This is a genomic window from Albimonas pacifica (genome assembly GCF_900113695.1).
Taxonomy (GTDB): Bacteria; Pseudomonadota; Alphaproteobacteria; order Rhodobacterales; family Rhodobacteraceae; genus Albimonas; species Albimonas pacifica.
Genome location: NZ_FOQH01000003.1, coordinates 526817 through 541362 on the forward strand (window position 1 = coordinate 526817; position 14546 = coordinate 541362).

Genomic DNA, 14546 nt, shown 5'->3' on the forward strand with positions numbered 1-14546 from the left:
ACGCGCGCATGAGCCATGTCTGGCTGATCCGCCACGGGCAGGCCTCGTTCGGGGCGGCCGACTACGACAAGCTCTCGGACCACGGCGTCGCCCAGGCGCGCATGCTGGGAGAGTGGCTGGCCGCCCGCGACATCCGCCCGGCGCGGATGATGGTCGGCACGCTGAAGCGCCAGCGCGAGACCGCGGAGGCCCTCGCCGAGGGCCTCGGCGGCGCGCCGGAGCCGATCGTGCACTCGGGCTTCAACGAGAACGACGCCGACAGCCTGATCCGGGACTGGATCGCGAAGGGGAACCCGGCGCCGGACAAGGCCGAGCGCAAGACCTACTACCGGACCATGGTGCAGGCGCTGATGGCCTGGCACCGGGGCGAGATCGACGGCTCGCAGTCCTTCGTGGACTACGAGGAGAACGTCGCCGATGCGCTGCGGCAGGCGGCGGAGGGGACGGACCGGCCGGTGTTCTGCGTCTCGTCGGGCGGGACCATCGGTCAGATGGTGCGCACGATCCTTGGCTCGCCGCCGGAGATGGCGGCGCGGCTGCAGATGCAGGTGAAGAACAGCTCCTATACCCGGCTCGCCGGGCGGGCGGAGCGGCTGAGCCTGCTGAGCTTCAACGAGACGCCGCATCTCGACGACCGGCCGGAGCTGATCACCTGGTCCTGAGAGGGGATGGGTCTACAGGCGCCCTGCGGGCGGGCTTGGCAGGGGCGGCGCCTGCGAGGGGCTTCGGGAAGAGACGTCGGGGGCGGGAGCCTCCGGCGGGCTCCCGACTCACCCAAGAACAGGGCCCGCGCCTGTTCTCCGGATCCGTCTCTCGCTGAAGATGCCTGAGCGACTCGCCCGGAGCGGTCAAGGACAAGCCCCCTTCGGGGGTCGCTTCGCGATCCTTGACCGCTCCGGGCGAGTCGCTCTTACGGCATCAGCGAGAGACGGCTCCGGAGAACAGGCGCTCACCGAGCGGGGCGTGGGGCGAGGGGCGCTTGCGGCCCGTGATGCGCTGGAAACGCGGGGGCGGGCGCGCCGGGGGAGGCGCGCCCGCGAGGCGTCAGGCGGCGGGCGGGGCCCGGCGGGTCCAGGGGGCCTCGGCCTCGAAGGCGGCGGCGGCGCGCAGGACCTCGAGGTCGCCGCGCGGGGCGCCCATCAGCTGCAGGCCCATGGGCAGCCCGGCGCCGGGGCCGCCGGCGGGGCCGAAGCCCGCCGGGACGCAGACCGCGGGGCGCCCGCCCAGCGAGGTGGGCAGCACGCACTCCATCCAGCGGTGGTAGGTGTCCATCTTCACGCCCGCGATCTCCTGCGGCCAGCGGTCCTCGACCGGGAAGGGCCAGACCTGGGCGGAGGGCATGGCCAGCAGGTCCACGCTCTCGAAGACATGCAGGAGCTTGCGGTGCCAGCGGGCGCGCTGGACGCTGGCGCGGTGGATGTCCATCGCCGAGAGGGCGAGGCCGTTCTCGATCTCCCAGATCGCTTCGGGCTTCAGGAGCTTGCGGCGTTCCGGGTTCTCGTATTCCACGGCCGAGCGGGCGGCGACGCCCCAGTGGCGCAGCGTCGTCCAGCTGTCCCACATCTCCTCGCGCGAGTGGTCGGGGACCAGCGGGACGACCTCGGCGCCGAGGGCCTCGAAGACCTTGAGGGCGGCCTCGCAGGTCTCGAGGATGCCGGGCTCCATCGGCCAGCCGCCGTTCCAGTCGCCGATCCAGCCGATGCGCAGGCCCTTCGCCCAGGGGCGCGGGTCGTCGGTGGTCAGGCCGGGCGTGAAGACGTCGCGCTTGCCGTGGGAGAGGGGCGCCTCGGGCTGGTAGCCGGCCTGGACGTCGAGGAGCAGCGCCATGTCGGCGACCGAGCGGCCCATCGGCCCCTCGGTCGAGAGCTGGTGGGCGTAGAGGTCGAAGCTCGAGTCGTTCGCCACCCGCCCCCAGGACGGGCGGAAGCCGAAGACGTTGTTCCAGCCCGCCGGGTTGCGCAGCGAGCCCATCTGGTCGGAGCCGTCGGCGATCGGCAGCATCCGCATCGCCAGCGCCACCGCCGCGCCGCCCGACGAGCCGCCGGCGGAGCGCGAGCGGTCCCAGGGGTTCTTCGTGGCCCCGAAGATCGGGTTCATGGTGTGCGAGCCGAGGCCGAACTCGGGCGTGTTGGTCTTGCCCACGATCAGCGCGCCGGCGGCGCGGATGCGCGCCACCATCGGGCTGTCGGCATTGGGCACCAGGTCCGCGTAGAGGGGCGAGCCCATCGTGGTCAGCAGCCCCTTCGTCGCCGTCAGGTCCTTGATCGCGATCGGCAGGCCGTGGAGCGGGCCCAGCGGCTCGCCGGCCGCGCGGGCTTCGTCGGCGGCGCGGGCCTCGGCGAGGCAGTCGTCGGGGTCGCGCTGGGAGACGATGGCGGTCACGCCGTCGTTCACCGCGGCGATGCGGTCGAGATGGGCGCGCATCACCTCCTCGGCCGAGACCTGGCCTGCGCGGATCAGGGGGGCGAGCGCGGCGCCGCCGGCTTCGAGAATGTCGGTCATGGGGGTCCTGCTGGTCACGCGGGGCCGGGGCTCAGGCCCGGCGGACGAGGTTGATGATCGCCAGCAGCGCCACCGCGCCGGCGGTGGCGGTGGCGAGCCGGCCGAAGAAGTCGTCGCCCAGGTCGAGGCCGAGCACGCCGAAGAGGTAGGCGCCCAGATAGGCCCCCACGATGCCCACCGCCAGGTTGGTCAGCAGGCCGTGGTTGCGCTTCATCACCTTCTCCGCGATCCAGCCGGCGGCGATGCCGACGATCAGGAAGGCGAACCAGCCGATCTCTCCCATCAGGGTCTCCTGCGCTGCGGCCGCCTCGCGGAGGGGCGGGCGGCGGCGGGGGGCGGGGCCGGTCCGCGCGGGCCCGGGGGAGGGCCGCGGCGCGGGGGCGGCCCGCGGAGCCCCGACCATCCGTTCCGCCGCGCCCGGGGTCAAGCGCGCCCGGGCGCGGAGCGGGACAGGACGGGCGCGGCGCGGGCGGCGGAGCCGCAGGACGTCGCGCCCGGGAACGGACCGTCGGGGGCTCATGTTGCGTTAACCTTTTTGGGCGAGTGTGGGTCCTGCAGGCGCGACATGGGCTGCGCCTGCACTCCTCCCTGTCGAACTGGCCGCGCCTTCGGGCGCGGCTTTTTTCTCGCCGCGGCCTCGCGGGCGCGCGGCGGCGTTCCGGCCGATGCGTCGCCGGGCGCAGGAAGGGCTTGCAACCTCAGGGTGCATGTCGGAGGGTGATCCGCATCGCCGGTGGAGAGACATCTCGTTTCGAAGAAAACGCTGGCGTCGGAGGGGGGAATCGCTCTACTAGTAGGTGAACGACAGGTGAATTCGTGTCGCGCTGTTGCGCATGCGGATCTCCGGTCGGGGCGCCTGAAAGGCGACGGGCGGGGCTGCGGACGAGGATCCGCCGCGCCGCGCCTCGCGCAGGGATGCCGCGCGTTCAGGTCTCCGCCGTGGCGGCAAGACGGCGAAGCGCTGAACAGCGGCACAGGTCCCGCGAGCCATGGGGAGGCTCGCGGGACCGTCATCGCCCGACCCGGTCGGACCCTCGCGGAAACCCCGCGGACCCCGCCGAACGCAGGACGGCCGCGCTCTGGGGGCGCGGCCGTCCTGCTTTCGGCTTCGGGCGTTCCGCTTTCGGCTTCGGGCCGTCCGGGCCGTCCGCGCCGGCCCCGGCGGGGCCCGCAGGCCCCGGGGCGGCGCGCGCTCAGTCGCCGCGGTAGGGGGCGACGTACTGCAGGGCCATGTCCCAGGGGAAGAAGATCCAGGTGTCCTGGGAGACCTCGGTGATGAAGGTGTCCACCATCGGCCGGCCCTTGGGTTTGGCGTAGACGGTGGCGAAATGCGCCTTGGGGTAGAGGCGGCGGACCAGCTCCAGCGTCTTGCCGCTGTCGACCAGGTCGTCGACCACGAGGATGCCCGCGCCGTCGCCCATCAGCTCGGCGTCGGGCGCCTTGAGCACCTTGGCGTCCATCTGGGCCTGGTGGTTGTAGGATTTCACCGAGATCGTGTCGACGATGCGGATGTCGAGCTCGCGCGCCAGGATCATCGCCGGCGCCATGCCGCCGCGGGTGATCGCGACCACCGCCTTCCAGGCGCCGCCCTCGCCGGGCCCGCGCTTGTCCAGCCGCCAGGCCAGCGCCCGGCTGTCGCGGTGGATCTGGTCCCAGCTGACGTGGAAGCCCTTCTCGTGGGGGAGGCGGCTGTCGGTTGGGCTCATGCTCGGGTCTCCTGGCGAGGGGCGCTGCGCCCGTCCCCTAGCGTCGCGCGCGGCGTCCGGCAAGACGTCCGCGTCAGCGACGCGGCCGCAGGACGGGCGCCGCGAGGGGGGGCGCCGCGTCGAGGCCGCGCCTGCGGCCGGCGCTGCGCCCGCGGCGCGGGCCCCGCGGCGCGCCCCCGGCGACGGCCGCCCCGGGCGCGCCGCAGGGATGCGCCGCGGGCGGGACGCCGGCGGCGGGCGGGCGCGGGACGCGGCGCCTCGGCCCTGAGACGCAAAGCGCCGGTCCCTGGGGGGACCGGCGCTTTGCTGCGTCGACGGCGGGCGCGGTCAGTCGGCCTTGCCCTTCACCGCCACGTCGATGTCCGGCGCGTCCTCGGCCTTCATGCCGACCACGTGGTAGCCGGCGTCGACGTGGTGGGTCTCTCCCGTCACGCCCGAACCGAGGTCCGACAGCAGGTAGAGGCCCGACTTGCCCACGTCCTCGATGGTCACGTTTCGGCGGAGCGGCGAGTTCAGCTCGTTCCACTTCAGGATGTAGCGGAAGTCGCCGATGCCCGAGGCGGCCAGCGTCTTGATCGGGCCCGCGGAGATCGCGTTCACCCGGATGTTCTTCGGCCCGAGGTCCATCGCCATGTAGCGCACCGAGGCCTCCAGCGCCGCCTTGGCCACGCCCATCACGTTGTAATGGGGCATGACGCGCTCGGCGCCGTAGTAGGTCAGCGTCAGCATCGAGCCGCCGTCGGTCATCAGCTTCTCCGCCCGCTGCGCGACGGCGGTGAAGGAGTAGACCGAGACGTCCATGGTCAGCTTGAAGTTCTCGGGGCTGGTGTCGACGTAGCGCCCGCGCAGCTCCGACTTGTCGGAGAAGCCGATGGCGTGGACCAGGAAGTCGAGCTTGCCCCAGGTCTTCTCGACCTCGGCGAAGGCCGCGTCGATGGAGGCCGCGTCGGAGACGTCGCAGGGCATCGTCAGCGTGGAGCCGACGGAGGCGGCCAGCGGCTCGACCCGCTTCTTCAGGGCGTCGCCCTGGTAGGTGAAGGCGAGCTCGGCGCCTGCGTCGGCGCAGGCCTTGGAGATCCCCCAGGCGAGCGACTTGTCGTTCGCGACGCCCATGATCAGGCCGCGTTTGCCCTGCATCAGACCGCCCATGCCCCGCTCCTCCGGCTTCCTTCGTGGCGGCAGGCTCTATGCGATATTCCCCGCCCCATCAAGGCGCGCTGCGTTTCAGAGTGTTACGCCCCTGCATCGCGAGCGCGAACCGATGCGCCCGCGCGACGCATCCACCGGCGCGCCGCCCGGCCGCGGGAGGGCGCGCGCGGGCGACGGCGCCGGGGGCGGTGGCGCGGGACGCGGGGGCTGGATAGGGTCGGCGCGCAGATCGTGATCGAGGATGTTTCCCATGGCCCTGTTCGACCTCGCCCAGCTCGAAGCCGCGGCGGAGCTGGTGCACGCCGTGATGCCGCCGACGCCCCAGTACGCCTGGCCGCTGCTGAGCGCGCGCGCGGGCGCGGAGGTCTGGCTGAAGCACGAGAACCACACGCCCGCGGGCGCCTTCAAGCTGCGCGGCGGGCTGGTCTACCTGGACGATCTCGCGCGGCGCGGGGGCGCGCCGGGGATCGCCACCGCCACGCGGGGCAACCACGGCCAGTCGATCCCCTTCGCCGCGCGCCGACACGGGATTCCGGTGAAGGTCTGGGTGCCGCATGGCAACTCGGTCGAGAAGAACGCCGCCATGCGCGCCTGGGGCGCCGAGGTGATCGAGCACGGCCACGACTTCGAGGCCGCCCGCCTCGAGGCGATGCGCGTCGCCGCCGAGGAGAACCTGCACGCCATCGGCCCCTTCCACCCGCTGCTGGTGCGCGGCGTCGCCACCTATGCGCTGGAGCTGATGCGCGCGGTCCCCGACCTCGCGACGATCTACGTCCCCATCGGCATGGGCTCGGGCTGCTGCGGCCTGATCGAGGCGCGCGACCGGCTGGGCCTTGCGACCGAGATCGTCGGCGTGGTGGCCGAGACCGCCCCCGCCTATGCGCTGAGCTTCGCGGCGGGGAAGGTGGTGGGCACCGAGACCGCCGCGACCTTCGCCGACGGGGTCGCCTGCCGCGCGCCCGCGCCCGAGGCGCTGGAGATCCTGCTGCGCGGCGCCGCCCGGGTGATCACGGTCACCGAGGACCAGGTGGCCGAAGCGATGCGCGCCCTGCACGCCGACACCCACAACCTCGCCGAAAGCGCGGGCGCGGTGGCGACGGCGGGGCTGCTGTCGGAGCGCGGGCGGATCGCGGGGCGCAAGGTGGCCGCGATCCTCTCGGGCGGGAACGTCGATGCGGAGCAGTACCGGGAGGTGATGTCGGGGCGCACGCCCCGGGTCTGATCCCGGGGCCGGCGGCCTCGCGAGGCGGGGCTCGCTCGGGCTTGCGCTTCGCGCGGGGAGGCCGCTCGGGACCCACCAGAGAACAGGGGGCGCGCCTGTCCTCCGGACCCGCCCGTCGCTGAAGATGCCTGAGCGGCTCGCCCCCTCCGGTCAAGGACGAGCCGGCTTCGCCGGTCGCTGCGCGATCCTTGACCGGAGGGGGCGAGCCGCTCTCACGGCATCAGCGACGGACGGCTCCGGAGAACAGGCGCTCGGCGCCCCGCGGCCGGCGGCGCGCCGGGGCGCGGGCGGCGGGCGGGGCGAGGGACGTGGAAGGGGGAGGGCGTCGGGCCGGCCGGGCGCCGGGCAGGGGCGGCCGGGAAGCTGGCTCGGCTGTGCGGGAAGCGGGCGGCGGGCTTGACGGGGGGCGGGGGGAGCGCGACCTATGGCGGGCCTGATGGAGGAATGCCCCATGCCCGCCGACGCCACCGTCGATCCCCGCCCGTTCGTCATCCAGGAGACCGAGAGGCGCGAGGGCAAGTTCGCCGGCGACGACCCGTTCGCCCTGGCGCAGGGCTGGCTGGAGGAGGCCTTCGCCTCGGAGATCAACGACGGCAACGCCATGTCGCTCGCCACCGTCGACGAGACCGGGATGCCCAATTCGCGCATGGTCCTGCTCAAGGAGATCGAGGGCATGGGCGCGCCCTCGGGCGGGGCCTTCGTGTTCTACACCAACTACGGCTCGGCCAAGGGGCGGGAGCTCGCCGCCACCGGCAAGGCCGCGCTGCTGCTGCACTGGAAGAGCCTGCGCCGCCAGGTGCGCGTGCGCGGCGTGGTGGAGAAGGAGGAGGGGCCGCAGGCCGACGCCTACTACGCCTCGCGCGGGCTGCAGTCGCGGCTGGGGGCCTGGGCCTCGGAGCAGTCGCGGGAGCTGAGCTCGCGCGGGCATCTGATGGCCGAGGTTGCGAAGGTCGCCGCCCGCCACCCGCTGAACCCGCCGCGCCCGCCGTTCTGGGGCGGCTTCCGGGTGCGCCCGGTGGAGATGGAGTTCTGGGCCGACGGCGCCCACCGCCTGCACGACCGCTTCCAGTGGCGCCGCGACAGCCCCGAGGCGCGGACCTGGACCGTGAGGCGCCTGAACCCCTGAGCCCCACGACCGCCCCAGGCCGGCCGTCGGCGTCAGGGCGGGCCGCGGGGCGCGCGCCGGCCGGCGCCGCCCCTGATCGAAACGCCTCGCCGCCCGGCGACGCGCCGCCGCGGACGGATCGCCGGGGGTTGCATCCGATCCCCGCGCCCGGCGTGATCGGCGCGAACCATGCAGGGGCCGACTCGGCCCCGGGAGCCCGACATGCCCGATCGCAAGACCCTGCTGCTGACCGGCGCCTCGCGCGGGATCGGCCACGCCACCGTGAAGCGCTTCGCCTCGGCGGGGTGGCGGGTGATCACCTGCTCGCGCCACCCCTTCCCCGAGGACTGCCCCTGGGAGATGGGGGAGGAGGACCACATCCAGCTCGACCTCGCCGATCCGCAGTCGACGATGGACGCGGTCGAGCAGATCCGCGCCCGCCTGCCCGGGGGCCGGCTGGAGGCGCTGGTCAACAACGCCGGCATCTCGCCGAAGGGTCCGCAGGGGGAGCGGCTGACCACCCTGACCACCGACCTGCGCGACTGGGGCAAGGTGTTCCACGTGAACTTCTTCGCCCCCGTGGTTCTGGCCCGCGGCCTGCGCGCCGAGCTGGCGGCGGCGCAGGGGGCGATCGTGAACGTCACCTCCATCGCCGGCGCCCGGGTGCATCCGTTCGCGGGGGCGGCCTACGGCACCTCGAAGGCGGCGCTGGCGGCGCTGACGAGGGAGATGGCCCACGACTTCGGCCCCCTGGGCGTGCGGGTGAACGCCATCGCGCCCGGCGAGATCGAGACCGCGATCCTCTCGCCCGGCACCGAGAAGATGGCCGAGCAGCTGCCGCTGCGCCGTCTCGGCAAGCCCGAGGAGGTGGCGCGCACGATCTACTATCTGTGCACGGCCGAAAGCTCCTACGTCACCGGCGTCGAGATCGAGATCAACGGCGGCCAGCACGTCTGACCGGGCGGCGAGGCCGGTAGGCCGCCGGCGGAAGATATGCTAACGTAGCGTAAGGTTCCGTCTCGACGGTCGGGGGCTTGCGCATGTCTGGCGACGCATCCGGGTTCATCGGGGACATTCCCGCCCACTACGACGCGGGCCTCGGGCCCAACCTGTTCGAGGGCTTCGCCGAGCTTCTGGCCGAGGCCGCCTGTTCCGGCGCGCCGACGGCGGTTCTGGAGCTCGCGGCCGGCACCGGCATCGTCTCGCGCAAGCTGCGGGACCGGCTGCCGGCGGGGGCCTCGCTGACGGTCTCGGACCTCAGCGCGCCGATGCTGGAGGTGGCGCGGGCGAAGTTCGCGCCGCAGGAGACGGTGGCGTTCGCGGTGGCGGACGCGCTGCGCACGCCGTTCCCCGACGCCGCCTTCGACCGCGTGGTCTGCCAGTTCGGGGTGATGTTCTTTCCCGACAAGCGCGCCGCCTTCCGCGAGGCGCGGCGCGTGCTGAAGCCGGGGGGCCGGTTCCTGTTCAACGCGTTCGGCCCGATGGAGGCGAACCCGCATTCCCAGATCGCCTACGCCGTGCCCGCGCAGTTCTTCGCGGGCGAGCCGCCGGGCTTCTACAAGGCGCCCTTCCACTACGGCGACCCGGCGAAGGTGCGCGCGGACCTGGCCGCGGCCGGCTGGCGGGACGTCTCGCACGAGACCCTGCGCATCCGCCGCCGGATCGCCGACGCGGAGGCCTTCGCCCGCGGCCTCGTCTACGGCAATCCGCTGATCGACGAGATCCGGGCGCGCGGCGGCGTCGACCCCGAGACGGTCTGCGCCGCGGTTCACAGGGCGATCGAGGTGCTGTTCGCCCCGACCGACATGACCTTCCCGATGGAGGCGACCGTCTTCGTCTGCACGGCCGAGTGACCCGGAGGGGCGCAGGGCCCCGCGGCGGCGCTACTCGGCGGCGCGGCTCGCGCCCGAGGCGCAGCTTTCCTTCAGGGCCTCGACCATGTGGTCGATGAAGGCGCGCAGCTTGGGCTGCGGGAAGCGGCCCTGGGGGTAGACGGCGTAGACGCCGAGCGGCGGGCGGCGCGCCTCGGGGACCAGCTCGACCAGCTCGCCGCTGGCCACGCCGTCGCCGACGATGAAGTCGGGCAGCATGGCGATGCCCAGCCCGTCCGCCGCGGCCTGGCGCAGGGCGTCGCCGTTGTTGATCGTCAGCCGGCCGACCGCGCGCACCTGCCGCTCCTGCCCGCCGGGGCCTGACAGGCGCCAGACGTTGCCGGAGCTGAGGTTCGAGTAGTGCAGCAGGTTGTGCGAGGCGAGGTCCTGCACCGAGGTGGGCGTGCCATGCTCGGCCAGGTAGCCCGGGCTCGCCACCACCATCACCTCGGCGTCGGCGAGCTTTCGCGCGCGCATCGAGCTGTCGGGCAGGTCGCCGATCCGGATCGCCAGGTCGAAGCCCTCGGCCACCAGCTCCACGAAGCGGTCGTCGAGCACCATGTGCACCGAGATGTCGGGGTACTTGCGCAGGAAATCCGAGATCGCCGGCGCCAGCGCCCGGATCCCGAAGGAGAAGGGCGCCGAGATGCGCAGTTCGCCGCGCGGATTGTCCTGCATGGTCGAGACCATGGCGTCGGCCTCCTCGGCCTCGGCCAGGACCCGGATCGCGCGGTCGTAGAAGGCGAGCCCGATCTCGGTCGGGCTGACGCGGCGGGTGGTCCGGTTGAGCAGACGCGCGCCCAGCCGGTCCTCCAGGGAGGCGACGTGCTTGGACACCGCCGATTTCGAGAGACCCATCTTCCGCGCGGCGTCGGTGAACCCGCCAAGGTCCACGACGCGCACGAAGGCCTCCATCTCGCTCAGCCGATCCATGCCACCTCCGCTGCAATGCAACCAAAATCGCCCCGAAAGCGACGGGCGTCAATCGTCGCGACGGGCGTGCGACCATAAACGGCGAAAGCGAAACCATTCGTTCATCAATGTTTTTCCGTTCATCATTGCGACGCGTCATTTCTGCGGGAGAATGCTGCGGGGGCAGGGGGATGACGCAGGCGCGGGCTCGGGTCCGAGGTCGTTTTCCTTCACGAAATAGCCGGGGACGGGGTTGTGCGGCGCCGCAGCCGCATGTTTAGCTCCCTTCGTCGGACGAAAGACCCCGCCAGAGGGCGCCGCCGCAAACGACAGGGAAGACGCATGAACGCCAGCAACGACGCCTTCGTCGAGTTCGATCGCGTGCAGAAGAGCTATGACGGCGAGACGCTCGTCGTCAAAGACCTGAACCTCGGCATCGGCAAGGGCGAGTTCCTGACCATGCTGGGCCCGTCGGGCTCCGGAAAGACCACCTGCCTGATGATGCTCGCGGGCTTCGAGACCGCGACCCACGGCGACATCAGGCTCGACGGGCGTCCGATCAACTCGGTGCCTCCGCACAAGCGCGGCATCGGCATGGTGTTCCAGAACTACGCGCTGTTCCCCCACATGACGGTGGCCGAGAACCTCGCCTTCCCGCTCCAGGTCCGCAAGATGGGCAAGGACGAGATCGAGACGCGCGTCAAGCGCGCCCTCGACATGGTGCAGATGGGCGACTTCGGCGGCCGGCGTCCCGCCCAGCTCTCGGGCGGCCAGCAGCAGCGCGTCGCGGTGGCGCGCGCGCTGGTCTTCGACCCCGAGCTGGTGCTGATGGACGAGCCGCTGGGCGCGCTCGACAAGCAGCTGCGCGAGCAGATGCAGTTCGAGATCAAGCACATCCACGAACAGCTGGGCGTGACGGTCGTCTATGTGACCCACGACCAGTCCGAGGCGCTGACGATGTCGGACCGCATCGCGGTGTTCAACGACGGCCGCATCCAGCAGCTCGCCCCGCCGCCCGACCTCTACGAACGGCCCGAGAACAGCTTCGTCGCCCAGTTCATCGGCGAGAACAACACGCTCGACGCCACCATCGCCGAGCGCGACGGCGAGTTCGTGAAGGTGGAGTTCGTCGACGGCTCGACCGGGCAGGCGCTGGCCGTGAACTGCGGCGGACCGGGCGAGAAGACCCGCCTCAGCCTTCGCCCCGAGCGCGTCACCTTCGCCCAGCCGGGCGAATGGGGCGTGGCCGGAAAGGTGAAGGAACTGATCTACCTCGGCGACCACATCCGCGTGCGGATGCAGGTCCTGGGCAACAACGACTTCGTCGTGAAGGTGCCCAACGCCTCTCGTCACGCGACGCTGTCGGTGGGCGAGACGGCCTCCCTGTCCTGGGTCGCCGAGGATTGCCGCGCTCTGGACGCTGCCTGAGCGGGGCCAAGGCGCGTCGCCGCCCGAAGGCGCGCCGCCGCGAAGATTCGATCGGGCATCGCAACTGGGAGAGACCTCATGAGCCTCAAGCTCAAGATGATGATGGCCGGCGCGGGGATCGCCGGCGCGGCCGTCGCCGGCGCCGCCTACGCCGCCGACGAGCTGCCCGCCTGCGAGGGCTGCGCCGATTCGATGACCGTCGTGTCCTGGGGCGGCGCCTACCAGAACTCTCAGCAGAAGGCCTACTCCGAGCCCTACGCCGAGATGACCGGCGTCGAGTTCGTCTGGGACGAGTCCTCCAACGAGGCCGTCGCCAAGCTGCGCGCCATGGCCGAGGCCGGCAACATCACCTGGGACCTGGTGGACGTGGTCGCCTCCGACGCCATGCGCCTGTGCGACGAGGGCCTGGCCGAGGAGATCGACTTCGACTCCGCGCTCGCCGAGGCGCCCGACGGGACCGTGGCGACCGAGGACTTCGGCGAGATGATCGTCTCGGACTGCTTCGTCCCGCAGATCGCCTACTCGACCACCTTCGGCTACCGCACCGACGTGGCGGAGTGGAACGGCGAGACCCCCGACGACATCTGCGACGTGTTCGACCTGGAGGCCTTCCCGGGTAAGCGCGCCCTGGAGAAGCGTCCGATCAACAACATGGAGTGGGCGCTGCTCTGCTCGGGCGTCGCCAAGGAAGACATCTACGACACGCTGGAGACCGAAGAGGGGCAGGCCCAGGCCTTCGCCAAGCTCGACGAGATCAAGGACAGCGTCGTGTGGTGGTCGGCCGGCGCCGAGACCCCGCAGCTGCTCGCCGACGGCGAGATCGTGATGGGCTCGACCTACAACGGCCGTCTCTTCGCGCTGATCGAGGAGCAGAAGCAGCCCGTCGCCATGATGTGGGACGCGCAGGTCTATGACCTCGACGGCTGGATCGTGCCCGCCGGCCTGCCCGAGGACCGCAAGGCCCGGGTGATGCACTTCCTGAAGTTCGCCACCGACACCCAGCGTCTGGCGGACCAGGCCAAGTACATCTCCTACGGCCCCGCGCGCCAGTCCTCGGCCCCGCTGGTCGGCCAGCATGCCGAGCTGGGCATCGACATGGCCCCGCACATGCCGACCAACCCCGAGAACGCCACCAACACCTTCCTCTACAACTACGAGTGGTGGGCGGACTATCGCGACGACCTGGACGCCAAGTTCCAGGCCTGGCTGCTGCGCTGAGCTGAAGGCCTGCGCCTCCCGGGCCCCGCGCGGGCCCGGGACGGACGCGCCTGACGACCTCCGGGCGGGCCGCCGGCGGCCCGCCCGACCCGGTTCCAGACATTCACCGACGCTGCGAGGGGATCACGCATGGCCGAGGCGACCGCGAACGGGGACATCGCGCCCGATGAGCACCGGAGCGCCTCCGGACAGCTCCTGGCCGCCGACGGCACGCCCCTCAAGAAATCGATCCGCCGCTCCGAGGCCCGCGCCCGCCTGCGCGCCTTCCTGCTGGTGGCGCCGCTGCTGATCTTCGTGCTGCTGTCCTTCATCGCGCCGATCGCGGACATGCTGTTCCGCTCGGTCGAGAACGAGATCGTCGCCGACACGCTGCCGCGCACCGTCGAGGCGCTGGACGCGTGGGACCCGCAGACCGGGCCCCCGCCCGAGCCGGTCTACCGCGCCTTCTACGACGACATGCTGGAGGCCACGGAACTCAAGATCCACACCCGCCTCGGCTCCCGCCTGAACTACGAAGAGTCGGGGATGTCGTCGCTGTTCCGCAAGACGAACGAGCGCCGGCTGGAGCGGTTCGACCTCGACCAGCCGCTGCAGCCGCAGTTCGTCGACCTCGACAAGGACTGGGGCGAGGTCGAGCCCTGGGCCGTGATCAAGACCTTCGCGCCGCGCTACACCTGGGGTTATTTCCTGCAGGCCGCCGACATGCGCCTGACCCCGGGCGGGGTCGAGATGGCGCCGGAGTTCGAGCAGATCTACCTCAAGCTGTTCTGGCGCACGATCCTGCTGAGCTGCACCATCACCCTGTCGTGCCTGCTGCTGGGCTATCCGGTGGCCTGGCTGCTGTCGAACCTGCCCGCGCGCTCGGCCAACCTGCTGATGATCCTGGTGCTGCTGCCGTTCTGGACCTCGCTGCTGGTGCGCACCTCCGCCTGGAAGGTGCTGCTGCAGGAACAGGGGGTGATCAACGACATCCTGGTCTACATCGGGATCGTCTCCGACGCCGGACGGCTGGTGATGATCAACAACCAGACCGGCACGATCATCGCCATGACCCACATCCTGCTGCCGTTCATGGTGCTGCCGCTCTACTCGGTGATGAAGACCATCCCGCCGAGCTACCTGCGCGCCGCCAAGTCGCTGGGCGCGACCGACTGGACCGCCTTCTGGCGGGTCTACTTCCCGCAGTCGGTGCCGGGCATCGGGGCGGGGGCGATCCTCGTCTTCATCCTGGCCATCGGCTACTACATCACGCCCGAACTGGTGGGCGGCACCGACGGCACCTTCATCTCGAACCGCATCGCCTTCCATATCTCGACGTCGCTCAACTGGGGGCTGGCGGCCGCGCTCGGCTCGCTGCTGCTGATCCTGGTGCTGGGGCTCTACTGGCTCTACGACCGGATTGTGGGCATCGACAACGTGAAGCTGGGCTGAGG

At 71.7% G+C, this 14546-nt stretch carries 13 protein-coding genes; 8 read left to right on the plus strand and 5 right to left on the minus strand.

The window, feature by feature from the left end:
• The first annotated feature begins 8 nt into the window (after positions 1-8).
• Positions 9-662, plus strand: coding sequence for a histidine phosphatase family protein (locus BM064_RS08020; RefSeq protein WP_092859217.1), 654 nt, complete (start codon positions 9-11; stop codon positions 660-662).
• 382 nt (positions 663-1044) lie between these two features.
• Here the strand turns inward: BM064_RS08020 and BM064_RS08025 are convergent, their stop codons facing one another.
• From BM064_RS08025 to fabI, 4 genes are all read right to left on the minus strand, one after another.
• Positions 1045-2502 carry an amidase gene (locus tag BM064_RS08025; RefSeq protein ID WP_092859218.1) on the minus strand — a complete coding sequence of 486 codons (1458 nt, stop codon included), beginning with the start codon at positions 2500-2502 and terminating at the stop codon, positions 1045-1047.
• A gap of 31 nt (positions 2503-2533) precedes the next feature.
• Positions 2534-2785, minus strand: a complete 252-nt coding sequence (locus BM064_RS08030; RefSeq protein ID WP_092859219.1) for a GlsB/YeaQ/YmgE family stress response membrane protein — start codon at positions 2783-2785, stop codon at positions 2534-2536.
• A 910-nt stretch (positions 2786-3695) separates the two neighbouring features.
• The gene (gpt, locus tag BM064_RS08035; protein ID WP_092859220.1) at positions 3696-4208 is read right to left on the minus strand and encodes a xanthine phosphoribosyltransferase; all 513 of its coding nucleotides are present in this window, start codon (positions 4206-4208) and stop codon (positions 3696-3698) included.
• Between the two features lie 327 nt (positions 4209-4535).
• Positions 4536-5357, minus strand: coding sequence for an enoyl-ACP reductase FabI (gene fabI, locus BM064_RS08040; RefSeq protein WP_092859221.1), 822 nt, complete (start codon positions 5355-5357; stop codon positions 4536-4538).
• A gap of 250 nt (positions 5358-5607) precedes the next feature.
• Between fabI and BM064_RS08045 the strand changes: the two genes are divergently transcribed.
• From BM064_RS08045 to BM064_RS08060, 4 genes are all read left to right on the plus strand, one after another.
• On the plus strand, positions 5608-6579 hold the full coding sequence (locus tag BM064_RS08045; RefSeq protein ID WP_218160982.1) for a threonine dehydratase: 972 nt from the start codon (positions 5608-5610) through the stop codon (positions 6577-6579).
• A gap of 451 nt (positions 6580-7030) precedes the next feature.
• A complete protein-coding gene (pdxH, locus tag BM064_RS08050; protein WP_092859314.1) occupies positions 7031-7705 on the plus strand; it encodes a pyridoxamine 5'-phosphate oxidase in 675 nt (224 codons plus the stop codon).
• A 201-nt stretch (positions 7706-7906) separates the two neighbouring features.
• Positions 7907-8641 (plus strand): SDR family NAD(P)-dependent oxidoreductase, encoded by a 735-nt coding sequence (locus tag BM064_RS08055; protein WP_092859222.1) that lies wholly within the window; start codon positions 7907-7909, stop codon positions 8639-8641.
• A gap of 83 nt (positions 8642-8724) precedes the next feature.
• Positions 8725-9537 carry a class I SAM-dependent methyltransferase gene (locus BM064_RS08060; RefSeq protein WP_092859223.1) on the plus strand — a complete coding sequence of 271 codons (813 nt, stop codon included), beginning with the start codon at positions 8725-8727 and terminating at the stop codon, positions 9535-9537.
• Between the two features lie 30 nt (positions 9538-9567).
• Here the strand turns inward: BM064_RS08060 and BM064_RS08065 are convergent, their stop codons facing one another.
• Positions 9568-10488 (minus strand): LysR family transcriptional regulator, encoded by a 921-nt coding sequence (locus BM064_RS08065; RefSeq protein ID WP_092859224.1) that lies wholly within the window; start codon positions 10486-10488, stop codon positions 9568-9570.
• A gap of 321 nt (positions 10489-10809) precedes the next feature.
• Here BM064_RS08065 and BM064_RS08070 point away from each other — a divergent pair, with 321 nt between their 5' ends.
• The 3 genes from BM064_RS08070 to BM064_RS08080 all read left to right on the plus strand — a co-directional run bounded on the left by BM064_RS08070 (position 10810) and on the right by BM064_RS08080 (position 14544).
• Complete coding sequence (locus BM064_RS08070) at positions 10810-11895, plus strand: ABC transporter ATP-binding protein (RefSeq protein WP_092859225.1); 1086 nt, start codon at positions 10810-10812, stop codon at positions 11893-11895.
• A 102-nt stretch (positions 11896-11997) separates the two neighbouring features.
• Positions 11998-13113 (plus strand): extracellular solute-binding protein, encoded by a 1116-nt coding sequence (locus tag BM064_RS08075; protein ID WP_425426152.1) that lies wholly within the window; start codon positions 11998-12000, stop codon positions 13111-13113.
• Between the two features lie 129 nt (positions 13114-13242).
• A complete protein-coding gene (locus tag BM064_RS08080; RefSeq protein ID WP_092859227.1) occupies positions 13243-14544 on the plus strand; it encodes an ABC transporter permease in 1302 nt (433 codons plus the stop codon).
• The last annotated feature ends 2 nt before the right edge of the window (positions 14545-14546 follow it).